The organism is Vibrio sp. 811, from assembly GCF_033339195.1.
The window spans coordinates 145,669-160,502 of the sequence record NZ_JAWOUB010000008.1; the positions used below are offsets into that span (position 1 = coordinate 145,669).

The following is a 14,834-nucleotide window of genomic DNA, read 5'->3' on the forward strand; positions in this document are numbered from 1 at the left end:
ACCTAGCCGAGTCATCCTATACTCTTGTAATCTACCTTCCTCTTAGTGCCTGTTTCAATAGTAAATTAGTTCTTGGTCTGAGTGGATGCAAATGAAAGTACATTGAGTCGCTTCCTTTATCTCGATGACGCAAAGACATTTCGCGCTTTTCATATTCAGGACCTATAAACAGAACACCAGCCCATTATGCGTCAGTTTATTCCTACATGGTACTCCAAAAACAAAAAGAAACCGCCAATGTGACATGGGCGGTTTCCGTGTATCTTTGCGTAGCAAGGGCTTATCAGAGTGCCACTATCTCTAACATCATTTGTTGATGTTCGTCGACGACAATATTTGCTTTTGACATAACGAGCAGCTCTTTTTTCGCTTTAGTTAGTTGCTTAATATAGTACTCTGCTCGCATGGCAAGCGTCTTTGACTCAAAATCCGATGACCATTCCAATACCAAAGGGCCTTTTCCCTTCAAAGCTTTCGCTCCTTTTCCGGTTTGGTGCTGATTGAATCTTCGTTCAACATCATTGGTAACACCACAATACAACGCGTTGCGGTTATTTCGTATCAGATAGACACTCCAACGCTGCGTTGTATTTTCCATCATGAAAGCAGTGACTCAACCTTAGCTTTTAATTCATCCAGCTCTTCTTTCAGCTGAGCGACTTCGAGCTCTAGCTGACTTACTCGATCGGAGCTCGAGATTGCAGCAGACACAGGCGCTGCAAGTTCGGACGCATCAACATCACCACAGAACAAATGCATATAACGCGACTCCCGCTTACCAGCCTCACGTGGTAATTTGACCACTAATGGTCCTTTCTCTTCGCTTGCTAAATGCTCAAGGACCGTTTCCACTTCTTTTACATCATGAAATGTCGCGAGACGATTAGTACGAGTACGAATTTCCCCAGGTGTTTGAGCACCGCGCAAAAGCATACAGCATACAATGCCCTTCTCCTGCTCTGTCAGCTTTAAATCACCAAATTCCGTATTACAGAAACGGTGTTGATACTTGCTGACGCGGCTGTTGAACGCACTTTCGTCACTGACGAGCCTGCGCTCAATAAGAGCATCAACGGCATCGAGAACGTCTGACTCAGATAGTGACATCACGGGATCACGGTTGCTTTTTTGATTACACGCGTTGGTTAATGCGTTTAGGCTGAGGGGGGAAAGATCTGGGGTAGTGACTTCTTTTTCGATCAAGCAACCAATAACTCGTGCTTCAATTGCCGTTAGCTCAACTTTCATAATGCATTTCCTTATTATTTTTGCATTTGACTTTGTACCTAAATCGCTTCGAAATCATACGCCATAAATTCACACAGCAGTGCAAGAAGCGTTAGCGGTTCAGGTGTTGGTGTCAGGCTAAAGCATAGCGTAAGACCTGACACCCCTTACGAATAGGGTCAGGTATCAATGCTCCGAGAGAATCGGCACTCTCGTCAAATTGCCATCTTGGTCGACCATCATTATTTTTGAACGATTAAGCTCAACTTCGATGATTTCGAGTTGCTCGCGAGCGTTGATATACGCCGTTTTTAACTTTTCAGCCACAGAGCGAGTGACTTGCTCATTATCTTGACTATTTACTTGCTCCGCAGTGTTACCAGAGTCCATATCAAGTTCATCATTTTGCATTCAATGGTGTTGATAATATAGTGAAGGCCACGTTATGACAATGAATCGATGGATTCTACAATGTTGGCCAAAACTCGAAGAAAGCAGCACGATTATATGGACACAGCGCAATTGGTTGAGAAATGTTCAACTCTGCATTGCTATTGATCTAAAGACTGTTATGCCACTGGATGTTGTGCTTTAATCGAGGAAGATATTCATAAAATTAGGAAAGAGAACTATGAGTAGCGTATTTGAAATCGTTAACCAAGCTCGTCGTAAAAACAAACTAAAACGTGAGCTTCTTGATAACGAGAAGAAAGTTCGTGATAACCGCAAACGTGTTGATCTTCTAGAAAACCTTCTAGACTACATCAAACCAGAAATGACTCACGATGAAATCGTCGCAATCATCAAAAATATGAAAGCAGACTATGAAGATCGTGTTGATGACCACATCATTAAAAGCGCTGAGATCTCTAAAGCACGTCGCGACATCAGCCGTCGCATTCGTGAGCTGACTGAAGAAGACAAGCAAACTAGCGGCAAAAAATAAACGCGTAAGCTAGATTTTCGAACCCCGAGCAAGAATATCTTCCTCGGGGTTTATTTTTGTCTCTAAACTAACCGCCGTGTACAATCAATCTAACTCTTATTCCTAACGCATTCAGCTTTCTATGTCTTCAACTACGACAAGTACACAACCAACGCTTGCAAAACAATTATTTACGATGACCTGGCCAATGCTATTTGGCGTTCTGTCTTTAATGAGCTTTCAGCTTGTGGATAGCGCGTTTATCGGTCAGCTCGGCGTTTTACCGTTAGCCGCTCAAGGTTTCACTCTGCCTTTGCAAATGGTCATTATCGGCATTCAAGTCGGTCTAGGAATCGCAACGACAGCGGTCATTTCTAAAGCTCTTGGAGCGAATGAAAGTCGGTATGCCAAACAACTTGGCGGATTAGTATTGATGATCGGCTCAATTGGTGTCGCTATTTTTGGCGGGCTAATTTGGCTTTTGCGCTACCCCATTTTAGCTCTATTAAGCGCTCCAGAATCTGTTATGCCGATAATCGACAGTTACTGGCCTTGGTGGTTATTAAGCTCATGGACTGGTGCGGTTTTGTATTTTTATTACAGTATCTGCCGAGCTAATGGCAATACAATGTTACCTGGCACAATGATGATGATAACCAGCGGCGTGAACCTTGTACTCGATCCGCTATTTATTTTCACGTTTGACTTGGGTATTAACGGAGCGGCAATAGCAACCATCGTCGCTTTTGGGTTTGGTATTTTAGTCGTCGCTCCTCGCGTGAAAAAGAATCACTGGGCAACGACACAATGGCAAGATCTTAACGTAGCCAAAAGTGTTGCATCTATCGGTAACATTATGGGCCCTGCGATGATTAGCCAACTGCTGCCACCGTTGTCTTCCATGCTAGCAACAAAATTATTGGCAAGCTTTGGAACCGCAGCAGTCGCCGCTTGGGCGCTTGGTTCACGCTATGAGTTCTTTGCTATCGTTTCGGTCTTGGCGCTGACAATGTCTATGCCTCCAATGGTTGGACGCTTACTTGGAGCAAAGAACTATGAAGATATCCAAAGGCTCGTCAGTATTGCCGTAAAATTCATTCTAGGTTTCCAACTTTTGATCGCTGCCATTACATTTGCCGTCGCAAACCCACTCGCATTATTGATGACAAGTGATGTGCAAGTGGAGCAAGTCTTGGAAATGCATTTACTGATAGTGCCGATCAGTTTGGGGTCATTAGGGGTTTGTATGCTAATGGTTTCTCTTTGTAATGCATTAGGCAAATCTTACACCGCGCTCACCATTTCAGCGCTGCGCTTGTTTGTCTTTTTCCTACCGTGCTTGTGGGTTGGCGCTCAAATGGATGGAATCCGAGGTTTACTCTTAGGCGCTTGTATCGGCAACCTGTTAGCTGGTGTTTCCGCATACCTAACCTATCGCCAAACCATACGCAAACTCACAGGCGCTCAAGCCAACGCACAACAATGAATAATCAGAACTCAGCCCCTGAAGTGGGGCTTTATCGTTTTGACACCTTGTCTAAGTTGAAATGTTAGCTAGGCGAGTTTTAATTCACTAAAGAGCTCAAATAACTGGTTCGATTTATACGGCTTAGGTAAATAAGCATCCATACCTGCCGCAAAACAGTTGTGGATGTCTTCTTCCAAAACACTCGCAGTGAGTGCGATAATCATCGTTTTTTCACGTCCTGCTTTCTTTTCCCAACGACGAATTTCTTTCGTCGCGGTCAGTCCATCCATCACGGGCATCATGCAGTCCATTAAAATTGCATCGAATTCTTCTCCCTTTGTGATGGCTTCTAACGCTTCTTGACCGTTGCTTGTTATCAAATAGTCATAACCTGCTTTATCCAGAAAAAAACTCGCTATTTTCTGGTTCATCAAATTATCCTCCGCAATTAAGATCCTCCGATGAGAGCGCGACGCTCGATATTCAGAGCTGACAACATTATTGGTGACATTGTCACGTGATATAGTCTTTTCAACCTTAGCTAAATCATCAATGACATGCTTAAATCGATTGCCAAGGAAAGGTAATGTGAGTACGGCATGTACTTTTTCTGCATTTTCGTAGGGAGTGGATAAATGATGCTGGCAAATAATCACACGGCGAAGATCGTAATTAAATGATAGATTATCCAAGATTTCATCGGTATTAGCGTCGTTACTGTGGCACAGAAATATGACATCAAAGTCATCATTTATCGCTTGCACTTCATTCACATTATTAACACCAAAGAGATTGATTTTCGCTAAGCGACACTCTTTTAATACTTGGTCGGCGTAGTCGTAATTTGAGCAGATCAAAAGCCCTTTATTAATCACCTCCGAACGCCAGCCAAACACCGGAATTGCTTCAACCTCAATCGAGAATTCAAAGCATGTGCCCACTCCTTTTGTAGATGTTGCTACGAGCTTGCCCCCCATCATCGACACAAGCTGACAACAAATTGCCAAACCCAACCCTGTGCCGCCAAATTGCCTCGACACTCCTTCATCTTCCTGAGTAAAGGGTTCAAAAATCGTGGTTAACTTATCTTGATCAATGCCTATTCCGGTATCTTCTACTTTAAACGTCAGCACTCCACGTTCTTTCTCAAGTAACTCCTCATAACTAACATCAACGCATACATGCCCACTTTCGGTAAACTTAACCGCATTCGATACCAGATTCGTAACTACCTGTTTGACACGATGATCATCGACCATCACGCGAATGGGGATATTTTCAGCTAAATTAATACCTAACTTTAGCTGTTTAGATGTTGCTTTGGATTGGAATAAAATCATCGACTGATACACGACTTCTCGGATATCCGCTTCTACTAGTGACAGCTCCAATCGTCCAGACTCGATTTTAGAGAGATCCAATATATCGTTAAGTAAAGTAAGCAGCGTTTGAGATGAGGAGTCAATGTCATCAACAACTGCTTGTTGATGCGAAGACAACTCACTTTGAGAGAGTATTTCTGTCATGCCCATAATCCCGTTAAGGGGCGTGCGGATTTCATGTGACATGTTGGCAAGAAACACAGATTTTGCACGATTAGCCGATACTGCTGACTCTTTTGCATGCAGTATTTCTTCAGTTTGTCTCTGCATTTCTTCAACCACTCGATTCACTTGCTGAGCAAAAATGGTCAGTTCATCACTTCCATCAACTTTGACTTTTGTTTGCTTCTCTTCGGAGTTGATCAACGCGTTTAAAGTATGAATGATCGCATCGAGTTTGCTGTTAACGCGGAACCAAGTACTAAATCCGAGCCAACAAAGCAGGATAACCACTAAGGCAACGCCAAAACTGATCATGGCTATATTGGCCTTTTGTTCATGAACCTGCGTGAGAAGCGACTGCTCAGTTTGTTTGGTGAACCCATCGATGAGCACTTGTAAGCGCTGCACACGAAAATCGAGTTCTTTTAAATACGCGGCGTAGTCACTTTGTGACATGTCTCCTGACATTAATTGTCCGCGAGACGCCAAGTTTCTCTGATATCTCGGCGAAGTAAACAAGCCAAGCAATTTATCCACTTGCTCGTATGACCCACCTAAGTTTAAAAACGCATCCAAATTTTGCTGCTGTCGGTCAATCGCCTGATAAAACATACTTTGACTTAGCCGACTCTTAGGGTCTTGGACTAAACGGTTCGTCAGCCAAGCTTCTTTCTGTGTCCAAAAAGAGAGCTGAGCAAGGTAGGCAATAAAATTTTGCATGCGAATGCCATCGTCACTGCCATACCATTGATGATTTTGCAACAAAGAGCGCGACATATTTTGGAGCTGTTGAAATGCCCAATCACCCAGGTCGTCCATCTCACTCAATCTACCTGACAATACCCCCAGCATGGCTTCTTTCAGTTCATCAGCATACTCAGCAGTATTAGGGTTACTCACAAACTTTTGATGCAAAGAAGAAATAACTTCACCTTGTTCTTCAATATTAATGGCTGCAGAGACTTGAAGATCAGGCTGTCGGCGTACTTTCTCTATGGAGTAAATAAAGTGGGAGGCCTTGGATATCAATTGGAAACCTTGAATATTGCTAACCGTTTGATTGAGACGGCTCACGCGCAACGCATTATCAGAAAACTGCTGAACTGCAAATACCACGATTACCACAGCGGGTAATAGTGCGAGGAGTGCTAAGCGTGTTTTTATTGATAATCTCAACATCCATCAGCCTAATGGTTGATTTCATCCGTTTATTTAATATTAGACTAGTTTCCCGCATTGAAAGGCATATACGACATTGTTACTTTCAAACAACATTCACCTACCTAGATTATGGTTATTGTGAGTGTTTTATCATCGGCTAATGAAGTGGCAATTGTGATTTAAGTCATATTTTTTGATCTTAAAGTTGGATGCAAACAATAAAGTTTCACTCACAACTAAGAGTCGCATCACTTTTCAGGAAATCATCTATTGTATGTTTACCTATTGAGTTGCCTTATCGAGTCAAATCACACAAAAATGCAAAATATCCATTTTTGTCAACAAAACTAATTTGAAAGCAAACGTTATCATCGCAAAAAAAGTAAGTTACTTTCTAAATGTCAATACGTGAAAACCACTGCTTTAGTCACATTAATCCACCACTAACGTCCCCTTAAGTAGTGTTTTACACTGGATTTAATTTTCCTAGCAGAATAAGGACTCCGACCTTAGAATCCGCACACATAACTATTACAACCCGATTACATAACCCACCACACTCTTGCACGCTGCCGAAGAGGCAACAGCAGAGAGTATGGTTAGCCCCCAAAACGTGAAAGGTCTAATACAACAATGAGTCCAGAGAAATATCTCCAAGACTGGCAAACTAGCCAAACGATTGCTGAATCTATTTCCCCTCTAATTGGTAAGCTATATCGTCAAAAAGGAATCGAAGTGGTTCTGTTTGGTAAAACGCTTATTAATGCTACTACTATAGACATTCTCAAAACTCATCGCGTTGCAAGACGTTATACCGGTAACCCACTTTCGCTTGAGCACACGATGCCTATTATTCAAGCGCTTTGTGAAATGAGCATTTCTTCATGCCGTGTCGATGTTGGCCAATTGGCAACTATGTACTGGAATGAACATGACGATACAAGCTCTCTAAACGATTTCCTTATCACTGCACTTGATGGCGCTCGCGACGCAGATTCTTCATTGAAAGCGCGTGATGTGGTTCTTTACGGGTTCGGTCGCATTGGTCGACTACTTACTCGCCTTCTCATTGAGAAAAGTGGTCCAGGTTACCCACTAAGACTACGTGCGATTGTGGTTCGTGGCGGTAAAAAAGGCGATTTGGAGAAGCGTGCTAGCTTGTTGCGTCGTGACTCAGTTCACGGTCAGTTCAACGGTAGCATTGTTATCGATGAAGAGCGTAAAGCACTGATCGTTAACGGCAACTACATCCAAATCATCTACGCAAATAACCCAAGCGAAGTGGATTACTCAGCTTTCGGTATCAATAACGCGCTAGTTGTTGATAACACAGGTGTTTGGCGTGATTCTGAAGGCCTGAGCCAACACTTAGCGTGTAAAGGCGCAGAGAAAGTACTGCTAACAGCACCAGGTAAAGGTGACATCAAAAACGTTGTATTCGGTGTAAATGAGTCGGTAATTAAAGAAGATGACACCATCATCTCTGCGGCAAGCTGTACAACAAATGCAATCACGCCAGTCCTTAAGGCTCTGAACGATAAATATGGTGTTCTTTCTGGCCATATTGAAACCGTGCACTCATACACAAACGACCAAAATTTGATCGACAACTTCCACTCTGGTGACCGTCGCGGACGTAGTGCTTCACTAAACATGGTTCTGACTTCAACAGGTGCGGCAAAAGCAGTTGCTAAAGCATTGCCAGAGCTTGCAGGCAAGCTAACAGGCAACGCGATTCGCGTACCGACACCAAACGTATCTATGGCAGTCGCTAATCTAAACTTAGGTGAAGACGTAGACCGTGATTCACTGAACGATTACTTGCGTGAAATGGCGTTGAACTCTGAGCTTTCGGCACAGATTGACTACACCGATTCAACAGAAATTGTATCAACTGACTTAGTTGGTTCTCGTCATGCAGGCGTCGTAGATGGTCAAGCGACTATCGCACAAGACAAGCGTTGTGTACTTTACATCTGGTACGACAACGAATTCGGTTACAGCTGCCAAGTTGTGCACTGTATGGAACAAATGATGGGTGTTCGTTACCAAACATTCCCTCGATAGGTGAACTTTGCTCCACAACGTTAACCACATAGCGTAGCGGACAATATCTCATATTTGTTCTAAATAATAAGCGCCATGCGCATTACTAATATTTTTCCCCGTTTATACGCCTGATCACCCTCAGGCGTTTTTTCGTTTCATTCATTTGACACTCTCCGGACAAAGTGAACGTCAGCATTCATGTTTTGTTCATGTTCACAGCATTAATCTGAGCACATAAATTACAGAGAGGTCATGATTATGAATCGGATTATTGTAACTGCACTAGCACTGATTACCGGCTTTTTTACGTTAGTATTTAGCTTGATCATTGCGATTCCGTTGACCATCGCAGCATTAATTACCGGTAAACGTATTGAAAAGCGCGTAAAGAAAATGCAGAGAGAAATACACGAAGAGTATGAGTTTAATACGGGTAAAGCAGATGCGATTGAAGGTGAATTTGAAGAGGTTCGCCGGTAAGTAAATAAGATTTAGATGAGTTTCTCTCCCCCGACAGCTCCTGAGAAACTTCTTGCTTTCACCCTGTCCTTAAAATGGCAGGGTGCTTTTTTGAAAAGCACAATATTGAATAAACACCTAGCGGTTTATTGCTTTATCTTTTTGTTGTAGGAGGCTGTGTAACCAGCCTCCCATAAATCACCATCGACACCAGAGTATGGGTTGGATTCTTTCGGAGCGCCGCTTAGGCAAGCATCTTTGCCTTCCTTCTTAATTTCATCGATGTGATTTAAAACAAAGTTAAAGTGTTTAGGATCAGCCTTTTGTAGTAACCCGTACAAAAGGCCAAAGCCAAGCATCGTAAATACAAACAGTTCAAAAAACACCCAAATGCTCTTTGTTGAAAAGAATATCCAAGCAACGCTGCAAACACTGGTCAAAATTACTACTGGAGCTAAATCTACTATTCTTTGCATATTGCTCTCACCTTCTAAACGGTCATGAAGTCTCTACCCCTTTCATAGGGTAAGTAAGAGGAAAGTCCGTTTTTATCCAATAAAGCACTCTCGACTTAATATGCGACACTGTTAGTATTAACGTTAAGTGGCTATCGTTCTCATTATAACAATGCGTTGGAAAGTAGCTTTCACAGCAAATGAGAATATGAACCAAAGTAACACTATTGATAATATTAATTTTAGCAACGTTTAGCGTCAGAATTACGTAAATTGTGTAAGGGTTACTGAGAGTAGACAAAAAAGCAGCCACACGGGCTGCTTTTAGTATTTCTGTCTTGCGAGCTTGTCTATACCGTTACGACCACTCTAAGAGCCAGCAGCATGAGTACTACTCCTGACAAACGATCAATCAACACTGCCTTAGAGCGAATTCTGTCAACGACTTTAGAGCTCGATAGCACTAGGGTAATAAAGGTGTACCAAAGCCCATCCACAACAAACGGCGTGGCAACAATGATCATCTGATTACTCAAATCATTACCGAGCGCGACAAACTGACTGAATAATGCGATAAAAAACAAAGCAATTTTGGGACTTAAAATCGAGATAAAAAAGCCTTCTCGCGCAGACTGGATTACCGTTGTTTCCTCACCTGACTCCAACTTCGCAGCCACACCACCTTTTGAACGCAAAGCATTAAACCCTAAATACGCAAGATATGCCGCACCCACAAGGCTAATCGTCTTGAACAGCATCGGGCTTTGCTGCAAAACAACAGCGAGCCCAATCAAGGTAATAAACGCATATATACCAATGCCAAACGCATGAGCCCAAGCCGTAGCTAATCCATTGATACGTCCACCAGCCAACGAGTGCTTAGCGACAATAGCTAAGCTGGGACCTGGTGACATAGCCCCTAATAAACACACGGTAAAAAGTGATAACCAAACTGTTAGTGTCATAAGAATCTCCCCTCTTTGAAGCTCACTCTATCAACAGAAGAGGTATAATTAGAAATCAAAGTTATTCATACTAATCATGACTTCAAGTCATAGCTAAACGGTGTACGTATTAGCGAATGGAATATTCAGAGATTTGCATTACTGAGCGAATCTCTTCTCGCACCCATTTATGCGCAGGATCCGTGTCGTATTTGGGGTGCCACATTAACCAATATTGATGAATAGGTGTTTCGAGTGGTAATGCTTTATGGGTTAAGTCCCAATGCTTAGCGAGGTTAACGGCAATATGTTCAGGAGCCACCATCAGGTGCTCACTTGCAACTAAGCGATTGATCGCAGCAGAGAAGAATGGAACCTTAAAGGTAACGTGGCGGGTGTGCCCTAGCTCTTTCAATGCTAAATCAGTGTAGGAATCTTTGTCTCCGCCGCCAGTCACTTTGATGTGTGAATATGAAATCAAGTCTTCAATACTGATCTGGTCCTGCTTTGCTAAAGGATGAGAAGATTTCATCAAACAAACTGATGAGTCCTCACCAATTTTAACGCTCGACACACTCTGTGGTTTTTCTGGATACATAGAAGACGCGATATGGATGCCCGTCTCATGAAGTTTATCAAGAAAGTTGGGTTGCCACAGTCGATACGCCATATCCAACTGTGGCGCTTGTTCACCCAAGTGAGAGGCAATATCGGGCAATACGTATTGCGCCACGTAGTCACTAGAAGCAATAACAAGCTCACCTTGCCACTGCCGCGGCTCAAAAGGTTGGTCATCGAGTAAATGGTCAAACTCAGCCAGTAATGCATCAAGCTTTGATTTTAACGCTATTGCTCGTGGCGTTGGTATCAGTTGATTACCTTGACGAATAAGCAGTGGGTCACCACACAGATCGCGCAATTGTGCAAGCTGTCGACTGACGGCAGACTGCGTAATGTGCAAACGGTCTGCGGTCCGGCTGACATGACACTCCTCTAAAAGTACATGCAAGGATCTAAGTAGATTCAAATTAATGTTGTTTAACATATTCGCTCAGAAGGGTTTTCAACATGGCATCCATTCATGGTCACTTCACAAACAGGTTCCCAGTCGTGTTAAAGAATTCAGCTAAGACGGTATGAGTCATCAGGTTTCGAAGCTCTGGATATCGTTGAATTTGATCTCTGATTTCGTTCAAGCGAGCCATCGTAGGCACTTCGACAAAAACCATCATGTCCGTCTCACCGCTGATCGCATGACACCATTTTACGCCATCAATTTTGTATAATTCGTCCGCGTATGATTCGCAATAATACGTAGAGGTTGATTTATCGAACTTTAAGGCAAAATAGGCGCAAATCGAATCCCCACCCGAAGGCGCAATTTCAGCGTGATACCCTAGAATCACTTTGTCATGCTCTAGCTTACGAATACGGGCCGTTACCGCAGAACGAGAAAGGTTTACTTTATCCGCAATTTCAGTCACCGACAGCCGAGCGTTGTGCCTGAGCAGATCCACAATCTTATGATCAAACTTGTCCATACCGTTACCAAGCTTTCCTTATTTTTCTCATTCTATACCGATTCTAACTGCATAAGAAACCGACATTTTGTTGGAATTATTTAAAACAACCGTCATATTGACGGTTTAGTAAATCATTTTGTTATTAACATTTTGGATATGCTATTTGGCGGGCATGAGATGAGTGCTGTTATCCATTTCAACAGAAAATAGATAACACATTGAAATCAAATTCCCAACTTAAGTACTCAGCACATAAATAGCATCGCTTAAACACATAAAACGAAATAACCAGAAGCCACAAGCTTTTTCGTAATAAGCCTCATAACATTGGATGAATCAATTCGCATGGAAGAGCTCAAAAAAGACATTTCACTCACATCAGGTATCGCACAGTTATCCACCACATTAATGGGAACGGGGCTGTTTATGATCCCGGCTATCGCAGCAGGTATAGCTGGCCATTTTTCACTATGGGCTTGGATTTTATTGTTCATCGCGATTTGTCCTATTGCGCTGACTTTTGCTCAACTGGGTAAACGATACCCCAACGCGGGCGGAACAGCCTTTTTTGTACGCAAAGCCTTTAACGCCAAACTGGAAAGTAGTGTCGCTTGGCTATTTGTTAGTGTCATTCCGGTAGGGGTTCCGGCCGCGATTGCACTCGCCGCAGGCTTCCTACAACAAATATTGCCAGAGCCTATTAGCAACAATCTGTTTGCACAAGTTCTCACGGTAGTACTTCTTGTGTTCGTCAACTTGATGGGCACAAAATCATCAGGTCATTTACAAACTCTTATTGCTTTGAGTGTCTTCGCACTTGTTGGCGCATTTTTATGGAAAGGCGACGTTAACAACGCCGATCTTGTGATGCCCGCCATCACACAAGAGTCAATTTGGCCTATTACCGCAGCGTTAGGCGTGATGTTCTGGTGTTTTGTTGGCATAGAGGCTTTTGCCCATATGGGGGAAGAGTTCAAAAACCCTCAAAGAGATTTCCCTATTGCCATTGTGGTCGGTTGTTTTGTAGCAGGGGCTACCTATTGGGCATGCTCTGTCGTTATTTTAAAATTTGGCGCGTATGGTAACGCTCAATTTGATAACGCATCCATCCCCTGGCTTAGTGCCCAACTACTAGGCGATGGAGCCAAATGGATAATCAGCTTGATAGGTTTCTCCGCTTGTTTCGCGAGCGTTAACTTATACACACAGAGCCTAGCGCGAATGGTCTGGGCTCAAGCTCGTGAACATCGTCCTTCTAGTCCACTAGCCAAGATTTCACGTCGTGGTGTCCCTTTCTCAGCCACCATATTAGTTGGCGGCATATTATTGATATCTTGTGTGATAGGAACCCTATCACAGCTCGATCTGGAGTTTTTCCTAAAACTCGCAAACAGTGTATTCGTTCTGGTTTACATGTTGGCGATGTTAGCCGCTTTCAAATTGCTTCGAGGATTTGGTAAAACACTTGCGGGACTGTCCCTACTGCTTTGTACCGGTGTTTTTATATGTTTAGGCTGGTCAATGTTTTATGCACTTGGCATTTTTACTCTACTTTTACTGCCTTGGAAACAGTGGCGACATAAGCGACAAACACGTGTAGTTGAATAGTCATCGCTTCCCATTTCGAAATATGTGAGCTAAACGTTGGATACCAGCGTCTATGTTCTCTAACGCGATATTGCCGTAACCAAGCACGGCACCATGCCAGTGACGTGCTTGAAAATCTGGGTGTTCATAATAGCTCAAAGGTCGCAAGATGATCCCTTCATGCTCTGCTAGTTTTATAAAACGCTGCTCATCCATACCGTCTTGCCATTTCAACGTAACATGAAGCCCCGCCGCTTGGCTAACGACGCAAACACGGTCGCCAAAATGCTGTTGAATGGATACATGCATCTGTTCATGCTTAGTTTTGTACAGTCGACGCATTTTTCGAATATGACGTAATAACCCACCTTCAGTAATAAAGTCTGCCAATGCTTCTTGTGTATGCGTCGGCGAATCACCACTTAACGCATCCTTAACCACTAAGCATTGCTCTACTAAACGTTCAGGAACTACAAGGTAGCCAAGCCGCAATCCGTTAAACATCACTTTACTGAAGGAACCCACATACAACACACGATCATCTCGACCCATTTGAGCTGCTAGCCCCTGTAAGCTGGTATAGGGACGATGAGCAAACTGGAATTCGCTGTCATAATCGTCTTCGATGATCCAACGTGACTGTTCGACTGCCCAGTTGATGATCTTCCCTCTTTGCTCAGTATTGAGTGTGGTGCCCATCGGATATTGATTGCTTGGGGTGATATACAGGGCATCGGCATCGCTTGTGGTCACAGCTTCCACATCAAAGCCTAGTTTCTCTCGGACGAATAAAGGCTCAAATTTATACTGCTGGAATTGAATCAACTTCCGCATTTGCGCGTAACCTGGTTGCTCCATCAGAACCTTATCACCTTGTTTGAGCACTACCATCGTCGCAATCGACAACGCTTGCTGCGCCCCAGAGGTAATAATAATGCGCTCTGGAGAACAATTCACTGAACGGCTTGATGCGAGGTAGTCAGCTAAAGCACAGCGCAATGCCCAACTACCCTGAATATCTTGATTCCCCAACAAGCAAGTACGAGACATATGGCGAGTGAGTAACTTTTGCCATTGCGCCATCGGAAATGCGTCCAAATCCGGCACACCCGGTGCAAATGCGCGGTTGATATCAAAGTGAGCTTTCGGTGATGAGTCTCTCTGAACTGAACTAGGTTCAGGCAAGTACTGCTCTGGCAGTTCTACGGCAACATAAAAACCAGAACCTTTTTGGCTGTTCAAGTACCCTTCCGCCACTAACTGTTCGTAGGCAGAAATCACGGTATTCCTACTTAGATTAAGCTCTTGTGAAAGCTTCCGCGTAGAAGGCAGCTTCCCATTCTTCACCCACAGTCCTTGAACAATTTTCTTGCGAATAGCAAAAAACAACGCTTGCTGACGCGTTCCATCACTGTCTTTTAAATGCAGGTCACCGATATCAATCAAAGACAAACTGGATCCATCCATTAGTTAAAAGTGGCTCTCTTTAAGC

14 protein-coding genes are annotated in these 14,834 nt (G+C 43.3%); 5 read left to right on the forward strand and 9 right to left on the reverse strand.

Annotated features, from left to right (window positions below; translation table 11 throughout):
- Positions 1–283 precede the first annotated feature (283 nt).
- The 3 genes from R7Q46_RS14430 to R7Q46_RS14440 form a co-directional block, all read right to left on the reverse strand.
- A complete protein-coding gene (locus R7Q46_RS14430) occupies positions 284–601 on the reverse strand; it encodes a GIY-YIG nuclease family protein (protein ID WP_053304534.1) in 318 nt (105 codons plus the stop codon).
- Positions 598–1,248 carry a YceH family protein gene (locus R7Q46_RS14435; RefSeq protein ID WP_318077559.1) on the reverse strand — a complete coding sequence of 217 codons (651 nt, stop codon included), beginning with the start codon at positions 1,246–1,248 and terminating at the stop codon, positions 598–600. Before R7Q46_RS14435 ends, R7Q46_RS14430 begins: the two co-directional genes overlap by 4 nt.
- Positions 1,249–1,413: 165 nt before the next feature.
- Positions 1,414–1,638: a hypothetical protein gene (locus R7Q46_RS14440; protein WP_005385630.1), complete on the reverse strand. Its 225-nt coding sequence runs from the start codon at positions 1,636–1,638 to the stop codon at positions 1,414–1,416.
- Between the two features lie 220 nt (positions 1,639–1,858).
- Here R7Q46_RS14440 and R7Q46_RS14445 point away from each other — a divergent pair, with 220 nt between their 5' ends.
- Both R7Q46_RS14445 and R7Q46_RS14450 read left to right on the forward strand, forming a co-directional pair.
- On the forward strand, positions 1,859–2,173 hold the full coding sequence (locus R7Q46_RS14445; RefSeq protein ID WP_005373603.1) for a DUF496 family protein: 315 nt from the start codon (positions 1,859–1,861) through the stop codon (positions 2,171–2,173).
- Positions 2,174–2,294: 121 nt separating this feature from the next.
- Entirely contained in the window at positions 2,295–3,638 is a 1,344-nt protein-coding gene (locus R7Q46_RS14450; protein WP_318077560.1) for an MATE family efflux transporter, read from the forward strand.
- A gap of 68 nt (positions 3,639–3,706) precedes the next feature.
- Here the strand turns inward: R7Q46_RS14450 and R7Q46_RS14455 are convergent, their stop codons facing one another.
- Positions 3,707–6,343 (reverse strand): ATP-binding protein, encoded by a 2,637-nt coding sequence (locus R7Q46_RS14455; RefSeq protein WP_318077561.1) that lies wholly within the window; start codon positions 6,341–6,343, stop codon positions 3,707–3,709.
- A 615-nt stretch (positions 6,344–6,958) separates the two neighbouring features.
- Here R7Q46_RS14455 and R7Q46_RS14460 point away from each other — a divergent pair.
- Positions 6,959–8,392, forward strand: coding sequence for a glyceraldehyde-3-phosphate dehydrogenase (locus tag R7Q46_RS14460; RefSeq protein ID WP_025767937.1), 1,434 nt, complete (start codon positions 6,959–6,961; stop codon positions 8,390–8,392).
- A 240-nt stretch (positions 8,393–8,632) separates the two neighbouring features.
- On the forward strand, positions 8,633–8,854 hold the full coding sequence (locus R7Q46_RS14465) for a hypothetical protein (protein ID WP_104976599.1): 222 nt from the start codon (positions 8,633–8,635) through the stop codon (positions 8,852–8,854).
- A gap of 125 nt (positions 8,855–8,979) precedes the next feature.
- On the opposite strand, the gene R7Q46_RS14470 is transcribed toward R7Q46_RS14465, so the two are convergent.
- From R7Q46_RS14470 to R7Q46_RS14485, 4 genes are all read right to left on the reverse strand, one after another.
- Positions 8,980–9,309: a hypothetical protein gene (locus R7Q46_RS14470; RefSeq protein ID WP_213886158.1), complete on the reverse strand. Its 330-nt coding sequence runs from the start codon at positions 9,307–9,309 to the stop codon at positions 8,980–8,982.
- 329 nt (positions 9,310–9,638) lie between these two features.
- Positions 9,639–10,253, reverse strand: coding sequence for a LysE family translocator (locus R7Q46_RS14475; protein ID WP_005373611.1), 615 nt, complete (start codon positions 10,251–10,253; stop codon positions 9,639–9,641).
- 109 nt (positions 10,254–10,362) lie between these two features.
- Positions 10,363–11,277, reverse strand: coding sequence for a LysR family transcriptional regulator (locus tag R7Q46_RS14480; protein WP_017819875.1), 915 nt, complete (start codon positions 11,275–11,277; stop codon positions 10,363–10,365).
- A gap of 40 nt (positions 11,278–11,317) precedes the next feature.
- Positions 11,318–11,773 (reverse strand): Lrp/AsnC family transcriptional regulator, encoded by a 456-nt coding sequence (locus tag R7Q46_RS14485; RefSeq protein ID WP_005373615.1) that lies wholly within the window; start codon positions 11,771–11,773, stop codon positions 11,318–11,320.
- 327 nt (positions 11,774–12,100) lie between these two features.
- Between R7Q46_RS14485 and yjeH the strand changes: the two genes are divergently transcribed.
- A complete protein-coding gene (gene yjeH, locus R7Q46_RS14490) occupies positions 12,101–13,363 on the forward strand; it encodes an L-methionine/branched-chain amino acid transporter (protein WP_005373616.1) in 1,263 nt (420 codons plus the stop codon).
- Here yjeH and R7Q46_RS14495 read toward each other — a convergent pair whose 3' ends face one another.
- Positions 13,364–14,809: a PLP-dependent aminotransferase family protein gene (locus R7Q46_RS14495; protein WP_318077562.1), complete on the reverse strand. Its 1,446-nt coding sequence runs from the start codon at positions 14,807–14,809 to the stop codon at positions 13,364–13,366.
- Positions 14,810–14,834: the final 25 nt, after the last annotated feature.